Raw genomic sequence first — 23,804 nt, 5'->3', positions numbered from 1 at the left:
CCTTCAGCACCTATACACTGTCATGTTGCGGAAGCTTGAGCCTTGGCCAATGCGCAGCGGCGCGTTGGTCGGCCGGAACAACGCACGAAACAGGCAGGATCATCAGGAGGACGGCATGAACTCAGCGCGCAACGCTTCTTCATCGTTGTCGCACCCCTCACCCGCCCCACTCAGCAATTGCGCCCAGTCTCCGGCTTTGCCCCCGGCGCCCCCAGCATGTCCGGCGGCTTGCACGGGGCCGCCGGTTTGAGCGGCTTACCGATGGGGGCGAGGCTCTCGACCTTTTCAGCCAGCGCCTTGACCGATGCTTCCACTTCCGCTGGAACAGATGGCGCCTTGCGTTTTCTGCCTAACATTTCGTCCATCTCATCGCTGGAATTCTTGGCCCGCTGACGGGTCGCCGCAAAGAGCTTCTCCTCCATGTCCTTTGTTTCCTTATAGAGCGCTTCGATCTCCTTCAGGCGCGCTTCATATTCGGCCTTATCGACCAACCCTGCGTTGTAGCGATTACAGAGTTCGACATAACGCGCGATGGTCCCGTGGACAACCTTGTCCCAGGCAACCCCTGTAGTCCGACTAAACCCGATGGAAGGGATGATGTTGAAGATAAACTGCGCGACGGTGAACGCTGCAGAGACATTCATGGATTTTGTTTCGTACACAGAACAATCCAACTTTGTCGCCGGTGGCTCGACAGCCGTTGCCGCCATCATCCCCGGTCCGATCAGCATCAGCCCAGCGAGCAGGACTGCACAGCAGGCTCGGCAATTCGTCGACATACGCCTCCACATCCAGGTATACGCTGTACCCTCCATGATGACTCCTCACCGACGCTTTCGGATTTCTTCCTGCATCTGTTCCATCTGCGACTCCAGATCATCGCTGACCTGGGCCAGCCCCCGCATAAGCCGATCCAGGCTAAAGGGCCGCACCGGCGGCAACCCTGGGCCGTTTTCTGGCGTGGCTTCGGGCTGATTTTCCAGCACGGTCGAGGGGTGCGGCTTGGTGCTCGCCCGCTCCTGCTCCACCCTGGGATCTCCGGCCTGCGGTTTCCGTCCAGCTGTCGGGGCCGATTCCGGCTGAACCGGCGCCTTCCGCCCTTCCACTACTGCCGGGATCGATTTTGCATAGGCGACTTGCACGCCCTGCTTGGCCAACCACTCTTTCGCCACGCTGGACTTCACCGCAAAGCTAATACTGGTGATGGCCAGACCGTCTTTCGCCTTTCGCGCCATGGAAGTGTTGACGCCGATCTGCTGTCCGTTCTCATCGATGAGCGGCCCACCGGAGTTGCCGCGATTGAGCCCCGTTTCCGTTTGAAAGACATGCTTGCCCGGCACATTGGTGAAATTCTCCCATTCGGCGCTGATGACTCCCGTCGTCAAACTCCACAACCCACCCTGCTCCGGATGTCCGATCGCGAGCACCCGCGAGCCGATACTGAGGGTCCCAGGATCGCCCATCGGCAACACCGGCAGGGTGGTTGACGCACCGTCCACTTTCAACAGGGCGAGATCCAGCTCCGGATCGTGCGCCACCAGCGTCGCCGGCAGGCGATGGGCCAGGTCGGTCTTCTCATTCCCCGTCACGCGATCAGGCCGCAAAAAGACCCATAGCTTTCGGTAGGGCGCCTTGGCTTCCCGGTCGAAGATCACATGCGAATTCGTCAGAACCAGGCCGGTCGAATCGATGATGGACCCAGTTCCAGACATCGCGCCGTCCTCAGAGCTAGCCACGACCAGGACCACCGCCGGGGCAGCCGTGGCGTAAATTTGGGCCGGCGTCGAGGCCCCTGCCGGAGCCGCGATGCAGAGGGACAGCGCAGTCATCACCCACCTGAGACCGAGAAAGGTCAAGAAAGTCGCGCCCCTCCGCCGTTTCATGCTGTCCTCGCCCTCTCTGTTCTTGTCCATGGTCGTACGGTCTCCCTTCCCTGGGCGCCTGCGCCTTCGTCACAACACCTCAAACTCGATCTCCTTGACGCTTCGTGCCCCCTGAGTATCCGCCACACTGATGCGCACGATGTGCTTGCCCGCTGGAATCTTCGCTTCTTTTACTTGAATCCCCGACGGGGAGACAAAATCCCGCAGCCGGTCGGTGATGTCGATGGACAAGAACTTCACCACCGAGACTTTGAGACTGTTCACATCCACCGGTCCTGTCTTTGGCACAAAGTTGATTTGGATTTCGATCGGTCCTGACGCTTTCCCGCCGTCGCTGGGCTTCAGAATTTCGATGGTCGGGCCCATGTTGCTTTCCTGCCGCCCCACATCGAGGACGCTTCCGCCGGGAGACTCAGCCGCCTGCGCCGCCGCCTCCTGCGGCGTGATGAGCCATCCATCTTGCAGAGAGGACACCGCCTCCGCCCTTCCTCCGCAGAGCAACAGGAGCGAGAGCAACGCCCCAGCAGGACCGATGCTACTTTTCAGAAGACCAATTTCTTTCCTTGTCGTCATGGTGTAGCCTCCTTCGTGCCCCCTTACAGGCGCCGTTTGCTGCTGTGCTATCGCCCACAATTGACCGTTCGCATTGCTCGCTACACGTGGTGGCCGGCTGCGGGTCTCAGTAAGACTCCGCCCCCGCAGCCATCCGTCCCCCTCAGGGTTGAGCGGCATTCCTTCCGCTAGCTCTTTTTCCGACGGTCCAACTCTAGGTTCAACTCATCGTGGGCCTTATCAGCATTCTTTCTGACGAATTCGCGCATATTGGCATCTAATTCTTGGAATTGCCCGCTGGCGGCTTTGTAGCTCCGCATAATTTCCATGAATTGTTCAATATCAAGCCGCGCCAGTGCATAGGCCTCGTTCCGCTGAGGATTCTCCCAATATTCGACGATCTGAGCCCCGACCAGCGTCGCTTCCGTCACTTGTTTGAACGTATCTTGGATATGCTGCTCCACGCTCGTCTTATCCATACTCCCTGCGGTCGTTTCGGCCATGTACTGCTTCTGAAGGCCGGCGACGTAGACCTGCAGGGTCGACGCAAGATCGTTTCGAGATTGTCCTTCCGCCGCTTTTCGGCGCAACGACGGGTTGAAGATGCCTGCGCTGTTGCCGACCCCATACAACACGCGACGCTCGCCGCTGAACGCCGCTCCTTTTTGAGTAACCCACTTTGGAAGATCCTTGACCTCCTGAATCGGCGTATCCGTCCGGGCCAGCGGACCACCCTGTTGGGCATTGTGCCCCGAACATCCACCGGCCAACGCCGCCACCGCAAATGTGCCGGTAAGCAAAACTGCCTGCATCTTCTTCATGTGCTGCCTCCTCCTGTATGTGTGATTGTCTCGTTTCCAACTCGCTCAGCTGTGCCCATCTGGAAGGCAATGCGATAGTGATTGAGCAACAGTCGTTCCAGCATCACCCTTCGAACTAACATCATGATTTTTCACGTGTTCCATAGCCGCATCGACGTCATATCCGCCCTTGATTCCGCTCTTCTCCCCACACCGCTCGGGGACCGCTCCCGCTTGACGTGGGAAATGCCGCTCCATGTCCGCTCATGATCGACTCCATCCGCGTCTACGGCGTGACAATGGTCGGGGCATTGATTCGCTTCTCAAACAGGTCGTCATACGGGCGGCTTTCTGCATCTAACACGCTCGATTCACTGGCAAGCAAGGAGAGGTTGGGTTTCAGAAGCGAGCCGTTCACCACGATTCGTTTCATACGTTCAACTGCACGGTCCCCCCCCATGGCAGCAATCCGCTGCAGCTCTTGCCGCACGTTGAGAATAGCCTTGGGAGCGTGTACCGCCGCAATGGCTGTCAATAATCGAGTTCCCGATAGTAAGGTTTGCGCCGTGTCGACCACCGCTTGTACATTGATGGCCAAGGCTCGTTGTTCCACGGTGAAGGCACTAGATTGGTTTCTGATCTGTCCCACTGCCACGCTCAACTGTTGCAACGAGCCCTGATAGGCCTTTACCGCGTCCTCATATTCCTTCTTCTCCGTCTCATACTGCCCTTCCAGTTCTTTGAGGTCCTTGGAAGGCGCATTCTCATCCCCCTTCTGCGCCGCTTCTTCCGCCGTCGCCGGATTCCCGAACGTTCGGCCCTTGTAGTCGCGAATGCGCTGCACAGACTCTTCGACATCGCGATAGGCCCTTTCGCACGTCTCCTCCCCCTGCAACGCGGCTTCTCGGAATTGGAGCAGATCCTCGCGGTTATCCGCCAGTGCCAGCACCGCATCCATCACGTTCGGATAAAAATCGGCCGGCTTGCCCTCAAACTGTGCGGTAAAAATCTCACGTTTCGGTATAAAGCCTGGATGGTAGCGAAGAAGCCGAAAAACGTTTTTATCGAATACTCGGTCATACCCCTTGCCCAATACTTTCTCCGCCAGCACCTGGACATCTTCTGGCGAGGGGGCGTTGGGGCGGTAGGTCGGCTCATACTGCAGGTCTGGTGGCGTGGTAAAAAGCCGCTGCTGCAGCTCGAGTGCGCGGCCGGTCCAGGGCGACGGCTTAAAACCTAACTTCGCAGCATACAACGTCTGCTGGCTGTAATTTTCTTGAAGGATTCGAGTGAAGCTCTGCGCATTCAGCGTGAGCGTGCCCCTCATTTCCTGAGGCCACAACGACCCTGCCGACAGCGGGAGCCCCTGCAACATCAGCTCTCCGAGTTCAACCAAACGGGCGGCTGTGTTAACTCGCTCCAACGAGGCTTCCACGGTGGGAGTCTCGTTTCCTGTCACAATGATTTCCTGCAGACAAGTCCAGCCGCACATTTCCATCTTCCACGGTTTTACCGCAACAACCATCTCGAGCCCTGCACAACCCAGCGCACCAGTTAACAAGACCAGTGCCAGCGCCACCGATGACCCAATTTTCATGATTCTTTCCCATCGCCCACGCATGGTCATCCCTCCATGATTGGTTCAGCGCAATTGGTCACACGCCACCGGACAATCCGGCGCGCTTAACCCATCGTCTCCAAATCTTTTGTCATAGTCTGATTCACCTTATCTCGACAGGCTTCCGCCGCCGCGCGATCAATCGACTGAACGTCGGCTTTGGCGTCTGCTCTGGCCTTGCACGTGACGTCGAAGGACGACACCATCCGGTCTTTCAAGCGCAACCCGCCCTTCACACGAAAGTTTCGCTGACGAAGTGTGCCGTCTACTGAGACCGTGTCTTTCTCCAAGGACACGGTCACCGCTCCGAAGATCGTGTCGGCGCGATCCTGGCAAGCAGAGGCAGCGCCATCGAGTGCACACCTTTCCAACTGCGCATCAGCCGGCACGACGGCAAAATCCTCGCGCAACACCTTTTCAAGATGTCCGACTAACAACCCGGCCATTTCGATGGAGGGAGAAGAAAGATTGAACATCATGACCCGCTGCAGTTCGACCTTATCCCGCGACAACGTCGCTAACACCCAGACCATGCAGCTACCGCGATCGAGCCATCGCTGCTTGATTTCCGCCCCTTTGAGCGTGTGTTTGGTTTTCGATTCGGCCTTGAGGAGGATTTTGAATTGTTCCTCTGGTGTACACGTGCCTTCACATCTAGTTTGGAGTAACTGTTCGTGAATCTTCACGCTGACTTCAGCAGCAAGGCTGCCTCGAGCCCCAGCTTCCGCCGCACGAATCTGCTGCTCAGGCTCCTCACTCCACCCGGCCTGCCCCACCCCGACATAGTCTTTCGTGTCTGGACGCCCGGACACCCACGGAGGCATCGGACTCTCCGGCAGAAACGCGCAGCGGTCTGCACCAGGTACGGGTCGATTCGAAGCCCTATCGGAAACAGCACTGCCGGTCGGCACACTGCACCCGGCCAGCAGGCCGGAGAGCACGAGCATGGCCACCGTTGGCAAAGGCATCGTCGTGTATGAATGAATCATCCCCACGAGAGAACTCACCCATCTGTAGAACGTTTGAGCGATACGCATCATTCGTCACTCCGGATTCTTGCCGAGACTTTGAATACTTTTCTGGTGCTGCAGCCCTTTATCCGCGCGGGCCAACTCCTCGACATACAACTCTGATCGTTTAAACTCGATGGCCTTCTGGAGGTCTTTCACGGCCGCCTCGAACTGGGCACTCGCTTCATAGGCAACCCCGCGGTTGTACCAAGCTCGATGCTCCGCAGGTTTCTCCTTGAGTTGTTTGCCAAAGGCCTCAATCGCCAGTTTCCAGTTGCCCCCTGACGCGGCGGCCACTCCGGAGTCGTGGTCTCCGTCGACGGGAAGAAACGTGCGAATTTCTTTTCGCTTGGTCGGAAGAAGGTCCTTTGCTATTCGAACGGTGGTACGGTCGACCAAGACGGCACGGACTTCATTCGGAGGGGCACCCGGCCTCGTCGTGTTCTCAGCGACAACTCCTTGATGGATCTGATCGCCTTTATACCAGGCGGAAAATTCCACATTGAGTGTGCCGGACCCCTGGCCGGGCGAGCAGGTTGCCACCATTCCCTTGATCGTAACCGTCTCCTCCGCTTCTGAGAGACCTTGGATCGCTGCTTTATAGACGCCCCCCTCGAGCACCTTCGTGTCGAGTTTCGGTTTGAACGGCCTTGCGCATTCCACAGGACCGTGGAAGTCTTCAACCTCTACCTCCTTCACCATCGCTGGAATTGGAACTTTCGATGGATACGTCACCTCAATCAACACCTGCTTCCCCGATTGGCAGGCTGCGAGAACAATGCACAATCCACTGATACCTACACCGCTCGACAAAGACCGAACGACTCGGGCCGCGCCGCCAATCACCGCCTGCGTGCTTCCTGCACCTGTTGGCATCTTCCCCTTCCTTTCTGTACGGTTGCTCCAGCTCAATGCATCACCGGCATGCAAACGAGGGTGTAGACGGTCCCTGGCTCTCCAGCCGCATGAGCCTTGTTACGTTGAACCCATTGTTCGCGGACCTGGGCTTGCTTCAACACCACATCACTCCCAAAGCCAGCTGTTTCATCGAGTCGAGTCTCGACACTTCGACTATCCCCCTCACTCCTGAGCACCAGCTCGGTCTTGACCCGTACCTCGACCGATCGCGACAACTCCGCCATGGCCGACGCCTGGCTCCTGGCGCGTGCATCCTCTGCGTAGTACGTGGGCCCACTTATCCCAATGGCACAGATTTCTTGAGTCGAGGCCGGCACGGTGTTCAGCCAAGCCGGGGCCTTCTGATCAGCCGCGCACCCGACGAGGCACAACATAGACCCCACAGTCATTGCCCGCATACCATTCACCCTGGCTGACCAATGGACCTTCGCGCCGCTAAGGGGATTACGAACTTGGTTCATCCGAACCTCAACTATCTTCGTAAATATTCGAAAGCGTCAGAATACGTAACTCGATACGCCTACACAGTAACCAGCAAGGTCTATTCCATCGCTACCGATCCGGGGAAATTACGCATGCAGGGCGTAGGCATCGATTTTCCCCAACAATTCAGTACGACCAGCGGCAACCAGCGCCCCGCATCATGCGGGGATTCTCCCCACGCGGTGCCTGGAGACCTCGCAAGGGATCTATGTGGGAACGATTCACGAATCGACATTCTCAGAGACGAGTAAAAAGCAAAATTGAATAGGCGTGAAGTGCGACTGGGAGGAAGAAGAGGTAAGAAGGATGCAGTCGTCAATCGATTTACTACCATGGGTAACTTAAGTAATCACCAACAGAAGGGCGGGATAATACGCTGGGAATTCCTCAAACTCAAGGCCTGAGAGCCAGTCGCAGGACATTTTCTTCGATACGGAATTTCCTGCCTCGTAACAATTCAGGCAGAGCAACACGGATATGATTCTGCACGCTTATGCGGAATCAGGGATGCAAAATAATGCAACCATTTCATAAGTAGTTGAGAAGTCATGAGTGAAGGAACTGCGGTCAACTTCGATCGACTCGGCCATACGTAGGTCACTCGTCGAACCGCCTAGACGAGCTATTATTTTTACGAGGGCGAGTCTAAGTACGCTCCCGTAATATCAGGATAGAGCTACAAGTAATTATCCCTGTGCAACCAAACCGACCCTGCTCGGCAAGGGTCCCTTTAGTCGCTTCCTCATGGACAAATAAGGCACAAAAAAAACCGTTCCAGCCTTAGGACTCCCCTAAAGCAGGAACGGTTTGATAGTTTTCTTCGACCAGCCTATCTCTATAGCACCGGCTGGATCCTTCTGCGCACTACGAGCAGCCGCTGGTTTCTCCGCAGCTCATGCACTTCAGGCAGGTGCCGTTGCGCACCAGCGTGAACTGTTTGCAATTCTGGCAAGGATCACCTTCGTAGCCTTTTTCTTTGGCTTCCTGACGCACCGACGTGACGGTGACGGTCTCGCGCTTCAATTCCACCTTATGCGCGACGCTGCCGTTGCCCGGTCTGTGGCTATGGCCGTTGCCGCCGTTCATTCCGTTCCGTCGCACAGGCAGATGTTCGGTGAGGATCGACGACTTGGCGAGCGCGGTCATGTCCGCCTCCTCATCCACACATTCCGGATCCTGCTCATCCTTCTTCATCGAATCCATGCGCAGGTCCTCTTCACGCACCTGTGAAAGATCGGCCCGTTCCAGATACGTGATCGCGAGTTCTCGGAAGATGTAGTCGATGATCGACGTCGCCATCTTGATACGATCGTTCAGTTTCACCGGCCCGTTCGGCTCGAAACGCGTGAACACGAAGGCTTCGACGAACTCCTCCAGCGGCACGCCATGCTGCAAACCGAGCGAAATGGCGATGGCGAAGTTGTTCATCAAGCTGCGGAAGGCGGCACCTTCCTTGTGCATGTCGAGGAAGATTTCGCCGAGCGTCCCGTCCTCATATTCGCCGGTGCGAAGATAGAGCTTGTGCCCGCCGATAATGGCCTTCTGCGTGTACCCGCTGCGTCGCGCAGGGAGCGACCGCCGCTTATGGAGGTAGCGCACCAACACGCGTTCAGCCACTTTCTCAGCCACGGTCATGACGCTGGGCGACGCATCCGCACCCTTGCCGCTGTCAGACGAGGCATTGAGTGGTTGGCTCAGCTTCGACCCGTCGCGATAGAGGGCCACGGCCTTGACCATGCTCTTCCATGCGAACAAGTACGCCGCCTTCACATCGTCCAGCGAGGCATCGGCCGGCATGTTGATCGTCTTGCTGATCGCGCCGCTGATGAACGGTTGCGCCGCCGCCATCATGCGGATATGTGCATCGACGGCGATATATCGCTGACCGATCCGTCCGCAACGATTGGCACAATCGAAAATCGGTAAGTGCTCAAGTTTGAGATGGGGCGCACCCTCGACCGTCATGGTGCCGCAGCAATAGTCGTTCGCGGCCGCCACTTCTTCTTGGGTAAAGCCCAGGTGCTTGAGCATATTAAACGTCGGGTCCGCCAGCTGCGCCTCGCTGATGCCGAGATTCTGCCGGCAGAAGTCTTCGCCCAGCGTATATTTATTAAAGACAAACTGGATTTCGAACGCCTGCGCCAACGAGGCTTCCAGCCGCTCCAGTCCCGCATCGTCGAAACCCTTTTGGCGCAACACATCGTGATTGATGAAGGGCGCGCCTTGTAAGGTTTGATGGCCCGCGCAATAGGCCCCGATGTCCCGGATCTGGGCATCGGTATACCCAAGCGCCTGCAAGGCCGGCGGCAAACTCTGGTTGATGATCTTGAAGTACCCGCCGCCCGCCAGTTTTTTGAACTTGACCAGGGCGAAATCCGGTTCGATGCCGGTGGTGTCACAATCCATGACCAGTCCGATGGTGCCGGTCGGGGCGATGACGGTCACCTGCGCGTTGCGGAACCCATAGGCCGTGCCCAATTCCAAGGCACGATCCCAGGCACGCCGCGCCGCGAGCAACATGGCCGGCGGGCAATGTTCCGGCTGAATCGAGGTCGGCAGAATCGTGAGGCCTTCGTACTCCTCGTGCGTCGAGCTGTACGCCGCCCGTCGGTGATTACGGATGACGCGCAACATCGATTCACGGTTCCGATTGTAGCCTGGGAACGGACCGATTTCCGCCGCCATTTCCGCCGACGTCGCGTAGGACTCGCCGGTCATGATCGCCGTGAGCGCGCCGCAGATCGCCGTCGCCTTCGGTGAATCGTAGGGAATGCTTTGCTTCATGAGAATGGTGCCGAGGTTGGCATACCCCAATCCCAGCGTCCGGTACTCATAACTCTTCTGCGCGATGGCGCGGCTGGGGAAGGAGGCCATCAACACGCTGATTTCCAGCGCCACGGTCCACAAACGCACGGCATGGCGGAACGAATCCAGGTCAAACTCCCCTTCCACATTAAAAAACTTGGACAGGTTCAACGACGCAAGATTGCAGGCCGTGTCGTCCAGGAACATGTATTCGGAACAGGGATTGGAGGCGTTGATCCGTCCGTCTTCCGGACAGGTGTGCCATTCATTGATCGTCGTATCGTACTGGGTTCCGGGATCGGCGCAGATCCAGGCCGCCCAGGCGATCTTGTCCCAGAGGTCCCGGGCCTTGACCGTCTTGCTGATCTTCCCGTCGATCCGGCGCCGCAATTCCCAATTGCCGTCCTGCTCCAATGCGTCGAAGAAGCCGTTCGGAATACGCACGCTGTTGTTGGAGTTTTGCCCCGAGACCGTCTGGTAGGCCTTACCGTCCCAGTTGGTGTCGTATTCATGGAACACAAAATGGGTGTAGCCCTGTTTCGCATAATCGAACATGCGATGGATATAGGCCTCCGGCACCATATCGCGCCGGGCCGCCGTTACGGCATCCCGCAGCAACTGATTCTTCTTCATGTCCAGTTCGACCTGGCCCAATCCCTGCGCATCGACCAACAGACAGGCCTTGAGCACGGCATTCAGCCGTTGCGCGCAAATCTTGGAGCCGGTGACCATGGCGGCCACCTTCTGCTCTTCAACCACTTTCCAGTCGATGAACTCTTCGATATCCGGATGGTCGAGGTCCAAGCAGACCATCTTGGCTGCGCGCCTGGTCGTTCCGCCGGACTTGATGGCCCCGGCCGCACGATCACCGATCTTCAGGAACGACATGAGGCCGGATGAGCGGCCGCCGCCCGACAACGATTCGCCGTCTCCGCGTAACCGCGAGAAGTTGGTACCGGTGCCGGACCCGTACTTGAAGAGCCGTGCCTCACGGACCCAGAGGTCCATGATGCCGTTCTCGTTCACCAGGTCGTCTTCGATCGATTGGATAAAGCAGGCATGCGGCTGCGGATGCTCAAAGGCATTGGTCGCCCGAACCACCTCGCCCAGCTTCGGATCGACATAGAAGTGCCCCTGCGCCGGCCCCGAGAGTCCGTAGGCATAGTGCAGCCCCGTATTGAACCACTGGGGGCTGTTGGGGGCGGCCATTTGGTAGGCCAGCATGTAGCACATCTCGTCGTAGAACGCGGTCGCATCGTCCGGCGTTTTGAAATAGCCGTGGTTTTTGCCCCAGAAGGTCCAGCAACCGGCCATCCGGTTGAACACCTGACGGGAGTCGCGCTCCCCACCCAGCACGGGCTTGCCTGCGGCGTCCACCACCGGCGTGCCGTCTTCATGGACTTGCGGGACTCCGGCCTTCCGGAAGTACTTTTGCGCCAGAATATCGATCGCCAGCTGCGTCCAATGTTCTGGGATGTCGATATGGTCTAATTTAAACACGGTCGATCCGTCGGGATTGCGGATCTCCGAGGAACGTTTTACGAACGCAAGACCCTCATAGGGGCTCTGCCCACGCTTGGTGAATCTTCGTTCAATCCTCACTGATTCCTCCTTCAAAAGATGCGTCGCGTTCGGTGAAAAGAACGGTCGGCCATGATGTATCGAGGGGTGATGGGAAAAGAGGGGTGAGCATCGGAGTTAATCCCTTCCAAAACCTCTTCCACAACCGCATTGCATACTAGATATAGCGATACCCATTTTTTGTCAAACAAAATGTTGTGGCACACCTGTGATTAGTGGGGATAAGCTGGTGATAGCGTTGGCGCTAGATTTGGAGCCGCTTTTGTTCATTTTTCGAATGGTTATCCACAGCTAAAACAGGGTTGTGGAAGGCGGGGGCGTGCAGGGAGGAAAGATTTTTTTTGGCACAGGCTAAAAAGCCAGCCGACCGACCTTCAATGTCGCCTCCTCGACCCCCCGTAACGGCACAAATTGACCGGCCACACCCAGCACCAAGACCGGTTGGTCCAACACGTTCGTTTCGAACAGACTCAGCAGGCCCCAGTTATTCCTGGTGGTGTTCGGCCGGACAACACCCTCCACGAGTTTCGGTCCTTGCGCGCGAAACACGGCTTTGATGAGGTCGCGATCATGACGCGGCCCGGCCTGGTCCATCTTTTCGATTTCGGCCAGCAGGCGGGCTTCGACAAAATGCACATAGGCATCCATCGTGGGATTGGTCGCCGCCAACCCCACGGCAACCAGCAAACCTCCCACCAACCCAGCCAGCGTCAGGTTACTCATCGCTCCCCTATGTCGAACCCCCTGCGAACATGGGCCATCGCTACCAGGCCCTGATGGTTTGACAGATGGAACCCAGTGCGTTTAGCTTACGCCCGATTTCCAAAGAATGGAACACTCGCCACGACTTGAGAACTGCCTCGGCGGACTTTGGTCTCAGGCGTTTCCCGACGGCATGCATGAAGAGTCCGGACTGACTGATTCACTCGCATTGGTTCGACGAGAACAGAAGGAGCGACTATGTTCGTATGGAGTAAACGCCTGGTGACCGGCCTCCTGGCAGGGTTCGTCCTGCTGATCGGAATTTTCCTCATTCAAGGAGAGCCGGAGTCGGCCAGCGGATTGAAGATTCACACCACGCGCTGGATGGCCGTGAATTACATCGGCCTGCTCGTGTGGGTCTTTATCTGGATGTTCGATCAGGCCCGTGTGCGGGGAAAAAACGTGCTGCTCTGGCTGCTGCCCTTCGTGCTGGCACCGTTACCGACACTGATGCTGTTTGTGTTGTTTCTACAGAGGAAGCTGAAGTCCTAGGATCTCGTGACAAGGCAAGAATGGCAGCAGCGCCAATTTCCCTCTCGAAATCAGCGGGCGATTGACTCTGAGAAGTGGATACTCCACTAAGCCTCTCTTCAATGTTGCCGTTGGGGAAAAGCTACCGCACGCGCACCCGCCCCGGCCGTCAGCAAGACAGGCTAGCCTCACCTCTACCTTCGCTCGGCTCTGCATGCTGCGTGACCGGCTTTCGGAGGTACCACAACAACCAGAGCCCCGGCAGTGCGGCGAGGAAGGTCACGAAGAAGAACGGCCCCCACCCGGCCGCCCCCACCAACTTCGCGGCGGGCCAGCCGAGGAACACGCGCCCGAGGGCTTCAACGGAAGAGAGCAAGGCGAACTGTGTGGCCGTGTAGCGATGATTGCAGAGCGACATGACCAGCGCTACGAAAGCCGCCGTGCCCATGCCGCCGGTCAGGTTTTCGAATCCGACGGCAAAGGCCATCACCGCATAACTCTTCCCCGCCCAGGCCAGCCACAAAAACGACAGGTTCGACAATGCCTGCAACAGCCCGAAGACCATCAACGAGCGAAAGAGTCCTAACTGCGGCATCAGTCCTCCGCCGATGAACGCGCCAAGAATCGTCGCGCCGATGCCGAAGGCCCGGACCAGGCCGATGTCTTCCGACGTAAACTCCATCCCCCGCAACAGGAACGACGTGGTCAACGCGCCGGCAAACGCATCGCCCAGTTTATAGAGCACGATCAATCCCAGCAGCGCCGGCGCCATAGGACGCGACAGAAACTCGGACAGGGGACCCCAGACCGCCTCCGCCATCGACTGCGGCGCGGCCCTGGCCGCCTCCGGTTCGGGGATCATAAGAATGGTCACGATGCCCAGCGCCATCAACCCGGCCATGCAGAGATAGGCCGAGGACCATCCCAGGCGGGCCGCGACGATCAAGGCCAGCGATCCGGATGCAATCATCGCAATGCGATACCCCATCACCCAAGTGGCCGCTCCCAACCCCCGCTCATCCGGTTTCAGGAAGTCGGTGCGGTAGGCATCGAAGACGATATCTTGCGACGCGGAGAGAAAGGCAACACCCAACGCCAATGCGGCAAAGATCTCGGCGCCGGCACTTGGACCGATGAAGGCCATGACCATCAACGCCAGCGCAAGGCTGGTCTGCGTGACGATCATCCAGCCACGGCGGTGCCCGAGCCAGGGCGGCACGATGCGGTCCATGACCGGCGCCCACAGAAATTTCAACGTATAGGGAAGACCGACGTAGGCGAACAGGCCGATGGTCGTCAGATCCAGACCGGCTTCCGTGAGCCAAGCCTGCAGCGTTCCACCAGTGAGGGCCAGCGGCAGGCCCGAGGCGAAGCCCAGGGGCAGCATGATGCCGAGTCGCGGAGTAAAGACAGCGCGCAGAGTTGCTCTGTTCATGAGAGTGAGGGAGACCGGGAGATCACGAGGTGCAGCATACCACTGCGGCGCTGCTCTTGCGCATCAGAATCGTGAATACTTCGGGAGACGTCCGGGATGGACTCGGCCGCTCCCCGACCGCCGGAACGCCGGTTCTCGTCTGCCGCATTTCGCGAACTTCACACGCAGTATTTCAGGGGAGGCTTTTGCAGTACTGAACTGGTATAAGAAACCATTATGGTGAGGAACGACATGACCACGACCAGCTTAGGCCTCTCTTGGGACTCTCGGTACTTTGAGCTTCAGCCGACGGAACTGGCGATCGCCGGAGTCGCGGCGATCCTGGTCGTAGGGGCTATCTTGTATGTGCTGCTCAAGGTCTTGCGAAGCCGGCCTATCAAGTTCCTCGGGATGGCGCTGCTGGTTTCAGTGGCAGCCCTGGTCGGGTGGCAAGTCCTGGATCAACGTCAGCAGGATGAACGCACGCGCGTGTCTGGAATCTGGAGTCGCACGTTCGAAAACAGCGACATCAAAGACTTCGAATCCTGCGTCGCAAACCGGACACCCAGAAATGTCGGGGCCCAGTACCGCGTCGAAGTGGTGACGGAATGCGGTGACGTGGCCAAGGCCATCAAGGAGGGACTGGAAGCCCGGTGAGCGAGCGGCAGGATAGTAACGATGCGAGCTCTCAGCGCCGGCACGACTAGCGCGACTGCGGATCGGTCCTGAGATAGACAAACCAGTAGACCAGCGCGACCAGCACCGTCCCGCCGACGATATTGCCAAGCGTCACCAGTATCAGATTCGTCACGGCATCGATCATGGACAGGGGCGTCGATCCGGCTTGGGCCAGCGCGATGCCCAGCGGCAGGAAAAACATGTTGGCCACGGAATGTTCAAACCCACAGGCCACGAAGGCCGTGATCGGGAATACGATGGCCAGGATCTTATCCGCCACACTCCGCGCGCCCATGCACAACCAGACCGCGAGACAGACCAGCACGTTGCACAGGATTCCGCGCGCGAAGGCCGAGACCGGATCCAGCGCGATTTTGCTGCGGGCGATCTGCACCATCGTCTCCCCGACCGCCCCATCCGCCAATGTCTGCACCCCGGCGAGCAGGACCAAGACAGCTGTCCCGCCGGCGCCGAGCAGGTTACCCAGATAGACCCACAGCCAATTCCTCACCACCTGCCGCGTCTGCACACAACCGACGGCCCAGGCCATGGCGATCAGGTTATTCCCGGTGAAGAGCTCCGCGCCCCCCACGACCACCAGCACAAGCCCCAGACTGAACGCCACACCACCGGCCACGCGCAACAATCCGAACGGGAGCGCCGGTACGCTGTTCCCGGACGTGATCGTGACGGTGTAGAAGAGCGCGCCTAACGAAATAAACGCGCCGGCCAACACCGCCAACGCCATCATGGTCCGCACAGGAGTGGTGACCTTCGCGAGCCCGACGTGACAGACTCGCGCGGCAATTTCAGGCGGCGGATACGCGTCGGCAACAGGATTGGTTGCAGCAGGCGTGGGCTCTGCGGTCATGTGATCAACATCACATGCATGGGGGTGGAGGGAGTTCCTGCCGGCAAGACTTTCTCGATTCTCACCGTCGAGACCTTATACTCCGGGCATTTCGAACTCTCATCCGCGCTGGAGGACAGCAACACGTTCAGATCCGTGTCGGGGAAGTGAAAACTCGTGAACAGCTCCCCCGGCTGTACCCGGTCACTGACCAGGACAGGCAATCTGGCTTCACCACGCGCGCTCAACAGCCGGACGGTTTCGCCTTCGTGCAGATCCAGCCGCGCCGCGTCGGATGCGTGCATTTCCAATACATCGGTATCGACGACCTGCATGATCTCCGTTCGTCTGGTCTGTGCGCCGCAATTGTAATGCTGCAGGATACGCCCGGTGATCAGCACCAGGGGATAACTCTCGGTGGGCGTCTCTCCAGGCGGCAGATAATCGACCGCCACAAACTGCGCTTGGCCTTTCGGGAATGAACGCTCGTGCATCAACGAGGTGCCGGGATGCTCCTTTGCCGGTACCGGCCACTGCAGCCCTTCCGGCGCCTCCAGGCGATCATACGTCACCCCGGCAAACATCGGCGCCAGTTGCGCAATCTCATCCATGATGGCGGACGGATGTCCGTACCACATGGGATACCCCATCCGCGCCGACACTTCACACACCACCTGCCAATCCGGCAGAACGCCGCTCGGTGGTTCCACCGCTTTCCTGATGCGCTGGATACGCCGCTCCAAATTGGTGAATGTCCCGTCTTTCTCCAGGAAGGAGGCGCCCGGAATCACCAGGTGGGCGAGTTTGGCCGTCTCGCTGAGAAACAGATCCTGCACGATGAGGAATTCCAGATTCTTGAGCGCCGCATGGACCTTTTTCAGATTGGGATCCGTCTGGGCCACGTCATACCCGATGATCCAGAGGCTCTTGAGTGTGCCGGCTAACGCCGCATCCCACATGTCCGGCGTCTTCATGCCACGGACCGTCGGCAGGGGTCTCCCGGTCACAGCCAGATGCGCCGCCGCCAGTTCGGGGTTGTCGAAGGGTTGATAACCGGCAAAATAGGTCGGAAGAGATCCGACATCGCATGCGCCCTGCACATTGTTCTGCCCGCGTAACGGGTTGATCCCGGTGCCGGGTTTCCCGATATTGCCGGTGGCCAGCGCCAGGTTCACCAGCGCCATCACCCCATGGCTGCCCCAGCGATGTTCGGTCATGCCAAGGCCATGCACCGCCATCGAGCCGCCGCTCCTGGCATACCGACGCGCCGCCTCGGCAATCACATGAGGGGGGACTCCGGTCAGCTTCGAAGTGGTCTCCGGCGTGCAGGACTCGACCACCTGCACCCATTCGTCAAAGCCCTGGGTGCGCGCGCGCACAAAATCCTGATCGATCAGCCCTTCCTTCACCATGATGTGCCCGAGTCCGTTCAACAGGGCGACGTTGGTGCCGGGATGTAGTTGCAAGTGAAGATCCGCGAGGCGGGCGAGTTCGGTGCGCCGTGGATCGATCACGATCAACGCGGCGCCGCGCCGGACCGCCTGTTTGATACGCGCGCCGATCACCGGATGCGATTCCGTAGGATTGGCCCCGACCACCAGGATCAACTTCGCCAGATCCAGATCGTGAATGGAATTGGTCGCAGCCGAGGCGCCGATCGTTTCCATCATGCCGGTGACGGTCGCGCTGTGGCAGACCCGTGCGCAGTTATCGATATGATTGCTGCCGACCACGCAGCGCATGAATTTGCCGAACAGATAGTTTTCTTCGTTCGTTCCGCGGCTCGATGAAATCGTCGCCAGGGCATCCGGTCCGTAGCGGTCTTTCAAGCCTGTCCACTCGTGCGCGATCCGATCCAGCGCGGCCGGCCAGGAAATCTCCACCCACTTGTCGCCCTGCCGGAGTAACGGTGCACGCAACCGGTCCGACGCGTAGTTGTACGTCCAACCGAATCGCCCCTTCATACAGGCATGACCTTGATTCGAGGGGCCATCATCCGCCGGCACCATACTCACGACTGTGCCGTCGCGCACTCCGGCGTCGAAAGTACAACCGACACCGCAATAGGCGCACGTGGTACGCACGGTCCGTTCGGGCGGCCCCTGCTCAGCGACAGTTTTTTCCATCAGGGCGCCGGTGGGACATTCTTTCACGCAGGCGCCGCAGGAAACGCAGTTCGAAGACGCAAACCCGGCCGCCTCCCCGATCAACGTCGCCGCCCCTGCGACCGGCCTGCTGGCAAAGCCGCGATGGAGCATCGTCAACGCATGGGTGCCTTGAATTTCATCACAGGCGCGGACACAGCGGGCGCAGGAGATACAGGCGGCATTGTCAAAGGTGAAAAATGGATTGGATCGATCGACGACATCCTGCCGGTGGGAAGGCTGTGGATACCGGACTTGCCGGAGTCCCAACGACTTGGCCAACCATTGCAAGGATTCCGGAACCCGCTCTCCTGCCGGTTGCTCGGACAGATAGAGTTCGACGATGTTCCGCCGGAGCCGATTCAACCGCTCGCTCTCAGTGCGGACGACCATGCCCTCGCGCACCGGAGTCGTGCAGGAGGCCGGGAAGCCACTCTGGCCGTCAACCTCGCAGAGACAGAGCCTGCACGAGCCGAACGGCGCGAGGTGGTCCGATGAACAGAGCCCGGGAATCGCCATCCCGGCCTTTTTCGCCGCGCCATAGATCGTGTCGCCCGGCGCGGCCACCACCGGATGCCCGTTAATTTCCAGCTTCACCTGGGTGACTCCGTATCTCGTCGTTCGTCTCTCGTAGCTCGTCCACAGCGCTTCACGAGATGCGTTTCATCTTTCCTATTTGACGTTTCACGTAGCCCGTTTCACGTCCTCAGCTTGCTTCGAAACTCGGCGGAGAAATGTTCGATCGCCGTCAGCACCGGATAGGGCGCGCGTCCGCCGAGAGCGCAGAGACTGGCGACCTTCATGGTGTCGCCCAAATCGTGCAACAGCGCCAAGTCCTCAATGGTGCCGCTCCCGGCTTGAATCCGTTCGAGAATTTCACGGCCCCGCACCGATCCAATCCGACAGGGCGTACATTTCCCACAGGACTCGTCGGCGGTAAACGCCATGAAATGCCGCGCCAGATCCACCATGTCGGTTTCGTGGTCGTAGACGACGATGCCGCCGTGCCCCAGCACCGCGCCCGCCTTTGCAAAGGCGTCGTAACAAATCGGAATGTCCATCTGAGAGGCCGGAAAGAGACTTCCGAGTGGTCCCCCGACCTGCACAGCCTTGAAGCGCGATCCTGGCGCCATGCCTCCCCCGAACTGTTCCAGTACCTGATGCAGGCTCAACCCGAACGGCACCTCGACCAACCCCGGATGTTTCACCCGCCCGCCGAGCTGCAACGCCATGGTGCCTCGCGACTGTTCCGTGCCGAGCGCCGCGTGCCAGGCGCCGCCACGGGAGAGAATATTGGGAATCGTCGCAAAGGTCAGTACATTGCTCACGATGGTCGGTCGTCCATACAATCCGGACTGCGCCGGATAAGGAGGCCTCGCGCGCACCACGCCCCTCTTGCCTTCGAGCGATTCCAGGAGCGCCGTCTCCTCCCCGCAGACATACGAACCGGCACCTTGCACAACTTCGATCGGAAAGGGTTCACCGTCAAACTCCAGCAACTCCGCTTCGTCGGCCTTCTGGATGGCTGCTCGCAACGTCTTCGCCGCCGCAGGGTATTCCTGCCGGCAGTACACATATCCCCGGCCTGCCCCGATCGCCCTGGCACAAATCAACATGCCCTCCAGCAGTCGGAACGGATCGCCCTCCAGAATCATCCGGTCGCAGTAGGTTCCGGCGTCCCCTTCGTCGGCATTGGCAACCACATACTTCTCGTCGGCTTTCGCCTGCTGTGCGACTTTCCACTTATTCCAGACAGGAAACGCCGCGCCGCCGCGGCCGCGCAACTGCGAGACCCGCAGTTCTTCGATGATCGCATCGGGGGTGATTCGCAAGGCCGCTTCCAGCCCGGCGAGGCCGCCGCGCGTTTGATATTCATCGAGCGCCAATGGCTCCGTCTCGCCAAAGTTGGCAAACGTGAACCGGGTTTGGTGAGCAAGAAATGGAATGGAGTCCACCGGCGTGCCATCGGCTCCGGTGAGAATGCGCGGGAGATCCTGGGCTGTGACATTGAACCAGGCGACGCGGCCGGCGGGACTGTCTCGCTCCACCATCGGTTCAAGAAAAAATGCGCCCCGCGAGGAGATGCGAATGAGTTGCACCTCGGGATGTTCCGACCAGGCATCGGCCAGCGCACCCGCTCCTGCGGCCCGTGCCGACGTATCGTTGGACAGGTAGAGCCTGGTGACCGTACTCATGCTACTTGTACCGCTCCAGCAATGTATCGAGCTGCGAGGGCAGCAGGCGACCGTGGAGGTCACGGTCGATCATGACCGAAGGAGAAACCGCGCAGTTTCCGGCACAGGACATGGTCTCGAGAGTAAATGTTCCGCCCGCCGCAGTTTCGCCCACGTCCACACGGAGGCGATCCTGTAACTCCCGCAGCAACCGTCCGCAGCCGCTGGCGTAGCACGATTCTCCCATGCACACACGGATGAGGTGCCGGCCCGGAACCCTTACGCGCAGATCGGGGTAATAGGAAAGGACACCGGCAACTTGCGCAGTGGTGACACCAAGAATATGGGCGATTACTGGCACCGCCTCGATCGGCACATACCCGAGTCGTTCCTGCAGCTCCAGCAGAGCCTTGAGAATATTGGGCGGCTCACTCCGAACCTGGTGGAGGATCGCTTTCACCTGCTCATGCATAGCTGCGTTCGGTCCAGGCATTTCGTCTCTCGTCGCTCGTATCTCAACGCGGAACGGGAGCCAATAGCGTATTGCTTATGGCGTATAGTTGGGACCGACGGCAAGCCGCGGCGTTCTGCCTTCATCCATTAGCCATACGCTCTTCATTCCTGCCATCAGCTATGCGCTCGGAGCCTGCTAAGATACGCGTCACGAACACTTCTCAGCTAAGCCCCACGTGTACACGAAGCTTATTGTAATCGAACGACTTGGCGCCGCTCCGCAGCTTGCCGAAATCGTTCCGTTCCATCTCGTCGATGAGTTCCGCCACCCGGGTGCGCCCCTCCGGGGTCCTCATCAGATGGCGAGGCGTCTCACCACTGAGCGCAGGAGACTCGCGGTCCGCCCAGTCCAGATAGACGGTTTCCAGGAAAGTATTCACGAGCGTCCGATCTTCTTCATCCGTGACCACCACCGTCAACGGCTCTGCGGCGGACAATTCCGCCTGCGTCACCTGGCGCATAGGCGGTTGACTCGCCTCGCCACGGAAATGCAGCGAAAATCCGAAGATGGCCGCCAAACTATGTTTGATGGCGTCGAGCCGATCCCGCGAGTCACATTCGAGAAACAGTTCCGTCGCCGTGACGGTCACCCTGGCTGTCGGATTTCCTCGCGCCACGGCCTCGTGGCTTTCCTGGACGAACTGCCGGAGCTTTCCGATATTCGTGCCACCTGCGGAAGAAATCGGAGTCTGCTCTTTCCACCCCTCTAACTCAGCCATCGCTCCGGCAATAAACGTGAACTCATGATGTTCATACAGCGCCAGAACGTAGAAATGAGGCGCGCCCGCACTGGTCCGATACTGAATTTCGCTCACCGCCTCGACCAGCGCCGCCAGACGCATGCGCGCAAAATTCCGCAGGAGCAGGTGCCCGAACCGCTTGGCGAATTCCGGCCAGTCCCCCAGCTCGAACGAACCACCGACAACCTCCATCTCGCGACGTTCTTCACCGGTTGTCTCGTACAATGCCTTGGCATCCTCCGCCGACAACATCAAGACCGGACCCGCCGGCACCGCGAGTAGACTTTCAGGATCACCCGGTTCCCGAACGAGCCTGGTGAGCAACACCTGTCCGATTTCTACGTCCTGTCCCAAGCTGTTTGCCGGAACCTCATACACGCGCCCGTTTCCGATCGACCGGACCCTGTGGCGCTGCGTTCCGATCTCCTGCGGCAGCCATTCGACAAGATCCATGTAGGAATGTTTGAGCGGATCCAGCCAGACACGCTCTTCCTCAGGAATATGTTCGGTGATGACATCTCGCAGTTGTTCAATCAACGTCAGCTGGCCGTCTTCCGGGTAGAAGTCTGCATAGAGCAACAGATCGGCCAACTCGACTTCTTCCGGCAACGGCGCCAACGGAGCTTGGCTCCCCAGTTCGACATACACCTGCAATGCGCGTCCGAAGGCAATCCGGCGTTGTTGCGCAAAACCCGGCGTCATCGACAGGCGATCAAGCCGCATCAGGATGATCTCTAACTCTTTGGTGACCGGCACCGACCGACCGGCGACCCGTTCATTCGCGAGCTTCATGAATTTCCTCCATGACGGCCGCTTCGGCATCCAACCAATCCTGAAGCGCATATCCTTCGCGACACCCGCGCTCCCGCCACAACTCGAATGCTTTCTGTGCGATTCGTTCCCACATTCCTTCCGGCAGCTCGATCGGATTCGTCACGGACGGTCTGCCACTCCGCGCCTTGGATCGTGGAGCAGACGGCTTTTTCGCTTTAGGCTTCATAGGGTGAATTCCATTTCGACAGGCCTTCGGTTATGTGTCTCCGAGCGGAACGACACGTTGATAATTCGTACCGAAATCGAACTGGCGTACCGTGAGAACCGGACAGGGCGCGTGGCGCAGCATCGCGCCGGCCAGGCTGCCGACAAGGACATGGGAGAGACCACGCCGTCCATGTGTTCCCATGATCATCAGATCGTACTTCTGCTGGGTGACGTACGACGCAATCGAATCGGCGGGAAGGCCCGGCTTGAGGACATGGTCGGCTTGGACGCGCTGTGACTGCAAACAGGCGGCCATCACCGTGAGGCGGTTCTCCAGATACGCCCGCTGATCCTTCCACTCCTTCACATGACTCAAACTGAAATCCAATCCATAGGTGACCGGTTCCAGCGCATGCAAGATCGTAATCGACGCTCCGAACGGTTTGGCAAATTGCGCGGCATATTCCAACGCATCCATCGAACAGGCTGAGAAATCGATGGGCACCACGATTCGTTTGATGCTCGCGATCGCGCCAGGCGTCGTGCCGCCCTTCTCGACCTTCACCGCCAGGACCGGACAGGGCACCATACGCACGACCCGTTCCGCCGTGCTGCCGATCAGGACATGCTCTAATCCGGTGCGCCCATGTGTACCGACCACCAGCAAATCCGCCCCGATGCTTTCAGCGACCGTCTGGACCGCCTGACTCGGAATGCCGGTTTCAATGCGCACCGTGACCGGTTGCCCGGCGGCCTTGGCTCTCGCCTCCACAGCCGCCAACTGACGGCTGGCCTCGGCACGCAGGTGATCCAGATACATCTTATTGACGGTATAGTCCGGATCCATCCCCGGATAGAGTTCCAGGACCGTCATCACACAGAGCTCGGCCCTCCACGCCGACGCCATGGTCAAGGCATACCCCATGGCCCGGTCCGCGCAGGCCGAAAAATCCGTGGCGAAGAGCACGCGCTTGATCAAGGACATGGCTTACACCGCCTCAACATTCAGCAACAACAGTTCGCCCTTCATGTTCGGATGGATCGAACAACGGAACTCATGCCGGCCCGGCCGCTCCATGGTGAATCGAATGACGGCCTCCTTTTTCGGATCCAAAAACACTCCGCCGATGTGCTTGCCGTACGATATGACTCCGCCGGATTCGACGCGTGTGGGGATGCCCTCGAACATGGTGGACCCGAAATCGTGGCGCTCCTGATCCTGGTTGACGATGGCAATGACCGTCGCCACTCCCAACCGCAGCGGAACCTGCTTGGTGACAAACACGGAATCCTTGATCGTGACTTCGATCCGCTGCTCCGCTTGTGCACCGCCCTGCGAACACAGGGCCAGCACAAAACCAGCCGCCAACAAGACTCGCCCCACACTCAACATCGCCGACACCTGCTTCACGCCCATAGTGACCTCC

Annotated in this window: 21 protein-coding genes; 2 read left to right on the top strand and 19 right to left on the bottom strand. The window is 59.0% G+C overall.

Translation table 11 applies throughout. The annotated features are described in order from the left end of the window. Nucleotides 1–170: 170 nt before the first annotated feature. From V9G17_18920 to V9G17_18875, 10 genes are all read right to left on the bottom strand, one after another. Nucleotides 171–815 carry a hypothetical protein gene (locus tag V9G17_18920; GenBank protein MEI2754670.1) on the bottom strand — a complete coding sequence of 215 codons (645 nt, stop codon included), beginning with the start codon at nucleotides 813–815 and terminating at the stop codon, nucleotides 171–173. Nucleotides 816–824: 9 nt separating this feature from the next. After that, complete coding sequence (locus V9G17_18915) at nucleotides 825–1,913, bottom strand: serine protease (protein ID MEI2754669.1); 1,089 nt, start codon at nucleotides 1,911–1,913, stop codon at nucleotides 825–827. A gap of 39 nt (nucleotides 1,914–1,952) precedes the next feature. Continuing rightward, nucleotides 1,953–2,456: a hypothetical protein gene (locus tag V9G17_18910; GenBank protein MEI2754668.1), complete on the bottom strand. Its 504-nt coding sequence runs from the start codon at nucleotides 2,454–2,456 to the stop codon at nucleotides 1,953–1,955. Between the two features lie 167 nt (nucleotides 2,457–2,623). Beyond that, on the bottom strand, nucleotides 2,624–3,256 hold the full coding sequence (locus tag V9G17_18905) for an LPP20 family lipoprotein (protein ID MEI2754667.1): 633 nt from the start codon (nucleotides 3,254–3,256) through the stop codon (nucleotides 2,624–2,626). A gap of 265 nt (nucleotides 3,257–3,521) precedes the next feature. Next, nucleotides 3,522–4,832, bottom strand: coding sequence for a hypothetical protein (locus tag V9G17_18900; GenBank protein MEI2754666.1), 1,311 nt, complete (start codon nucleotides 4,830–4,832; stop codon nucleotides 3,522–3,524). An 86-nt stretch (nucleotides 4,833–4,918) separates the two neighbouring features. After that, nucleotides 4,919–5,893: a hypothetical protein gene (locus V9G17_18895; GenBank protein MEI2754665.1), complete on the bottom strand. Its 975-nt coding sequence runs from the start codon at nucleotides 5,891–5,893 to the stop codon at nucleotides 4,919–4,921. Between the two features lie 3 nt (nucleotides 5,894–5,896). After that, the gene (locus tag V9G17_18890) at nucleotides 5,897–6,739 is read right to left on the bottom strand and encodes a tetratricopeptide repeat protein (GenBank protein ID MEI2754664.1); all 843 of its coding nucleotides are present in this window, start codon (nucleotides 6,737–6,739) and stop codon (nucleotides 5,897–5,899) included. A gap of 32 nt (nucleotides 6,740–6,771) precedes the next feature. Next, complete coding sequence (locus tag V9G17_18885) at nucleotides 6,772–7,179, bottom strand: hypothetical protein (GenBank protein ID MEI2754663.1); 408 nt, start codon at nucleotides 7,177–7,179, stop codon at nucleotides 6,772–6,774. Between the two features lie 949 nt (nucleotides 7,180–8,128). Then, nucleotides 8,129–11,671: a vitamin B12-dependent ribonucleotide reductase gene (locus tag V9G17_18880; GenBank protein ID MEI2754662.1), complete on the bottom strand. Its 3,543-nt coding sequence runs from the start codon at nucleotides 11,669–11,671 to the stop codon at nucleotides 8,129–8,131. Nucleotides 11,672–12,001: 330 nt separating this feature from the next. Beyond that, nucleotides 12,002–12,373: a DUF4359 domain-containing protein gene (locus V9G17_18875; protein ID MEI2754661.1), complete on the bottom strand. Its 372-nt coding sequence runs from the start codon at nucleotides 12,371–12,373 to the stop codon at nucleotides 12,002–12,004. Nucleotides 12,374–12,610: 237 nt separating this feature from the next. Between V9G17_18875 and V9G17_18870 the strand changes: the two genes are divergently transcribed. Next, nucleotides 12,611–12,904 carry a hypothetical protein gene (locus V9G17_18870; protein MEI2754660.1) on the top strand — a complete coding sequence of 98 codons (294 nt, stop codon included), beginning with the start codon at nucleotides 12,611–12,613 and terminating at the stop codon, nucleotides 12,902–12,904. A 148-nt stretch (nucleotides 12,905–13,052) separates the two neighbouring features. Here the strand turns inward: V9G17_18870 and V9G17_18865 are convergent, their stop codons facing one another. Continuing rightward, nucleotides 13,053–14,318: an MFS transporter gene (locus tag V9G17_18865; protein MEI2754659.1), complete on the bottom strand. Its 1,266-nt coding sequence runs from the start codon at nucleotides 14,316–14,318 to the stop codon at nucleotides 13,053–13,055. Between the two features lie 231 nt (nucleotides 14,319–14,549). Here V9G17_18865 and V9G17_18860 point away from each other — a divergent pair, with 231 nt between their 5' ends. Beyond that, complete coding sequence (locus tag V9G17_18860; protein MEI2754658.1) at nucleotides 14,550–14,954, top strand: hypothetical protein; 405 nt, start codon at nucleotides 14,550–14,552, stop codon at nucleotides 14,952–14,954. 46 nt (nucleotides 14,955–15,000) lie between these two features. On the opposite strand, the gene V9G17_18855 is transcribed toward V9G17_18860, so the two are convergent. The 8 genes from V9G17_18855 to V9G17_18820 form a co-directional block, all read right to left on the bottom strand. Further along, nucleotides 15,001–15,846: a formate/nitrite transporter family protein gene (locus V9G17_18855; protein MEI2754657.1), complete on the bottom strand. Its 846-nt coding sequence runs from the start codon at nucleotides 15,844–15,846 to the stop codon at nucleotides 15,001–15,003. Then, nucleotides 15,843–18,566 carry a formate dehydrogenase subunit alpha gene (gene fdhF, locus V9G17_18850; GenBank protein ID MEI2754656.1) on the bottom strand — a complete coding sequence of 908 codons (2,724 nt, stop codon included), beginning with the start codon at nucleotides 18,564–18,566 and terminating at the stop codon, nucleotides 15,843–15,845. Before fdhF ends, V9G17_18855 begins: the two co-directional genes overlap by 4 nt. Nucleotides 18,567–18,667: 101 nt before the next feature. Further along, complete coding sequence (locus tag V9G17_18845; protein ID MEI2754655.1) at nucleotides 18,668–20,164, bottom strand: NADH-ubiquinone oxidoreductase-F iron-sulfur binding region domain-containing protein; 1,497 nt, start codon at nucleotides 20,162–20,164, stop codon at nucleotides 18,668–18,670. 1 nt (nucleotide 20,165) lies between these two features. Beyond that, entirely contained in the window at nucleotides 20,166–20,636 is a 471-nt protein-coding gene (locus tag V9G17_18840; GenBank protein ID MEI2754654.1) for an NAD(P)H-dependent oxidoreductase subunit E, read from the bottom strand. A gap of 181 nt (nucleotides 20,637–20,817) precedes the next feature. Then, a complete protein-coding gene (locus tag V9G17_18835; protein ID MEI2754653.1) occupies nucleotides 20,818–22,188 on the bottom strand; it encodes a hypothetical protein in 1,371 nt (456 codons plus the stop codon). After that, nucleotides 22,172–22,396 (bottom strand): DUF2934 domain-containing protein, encoded by a 225-nt coding sequence (locus V9G17_18830; GenBank protein ID MEI2754652.1) that lies wholly within the window; start codon nucleotides 22,394–22,396, stop codon nucleotides 22,172–22,174. The genes V9G17_18835 and V9G17_18830 overlap by 17 nt, the downstream gene beginning before the upstream one ends. A 30-nt stretch (nucleotides 22,397–22,426) precedes the next feature. Then, entirely contained in the window at nucleotides 22,427–23,362 is a 936-nt protein-coding gene (locus V9G17_18825) for a universal stress protein (GenBank protein ID MEI2754651.1), read from the bottom strand. Nucleotides 23,363–23,365: 3 nt separating this feature from the next. Beyond that, entirely contained in the window at nucleotides 23,366–23,794 is a 429-nt protein-coding gene (locus V9G17_18820) for a cupredoxin domain-containing protein (GenBank protein ID MEI2754650.1), read from the bottom strand. Between the last annotated feature and the right edge of the window lie 10 nt (nucleotides 23,795–23,804).

This window comes from Nitrospira sp. (assembly GCA_037045225.1).
GTDB lineage: Bacteria > Nitrospirota > Nitrospiria > Nitrospirales > Nitrospiraceae > Nitrospira_A.
Note: the sequence above shows the minus strand (reverse complement) of the source record. Positions and strands in the feature narration are given on the sequence as shown.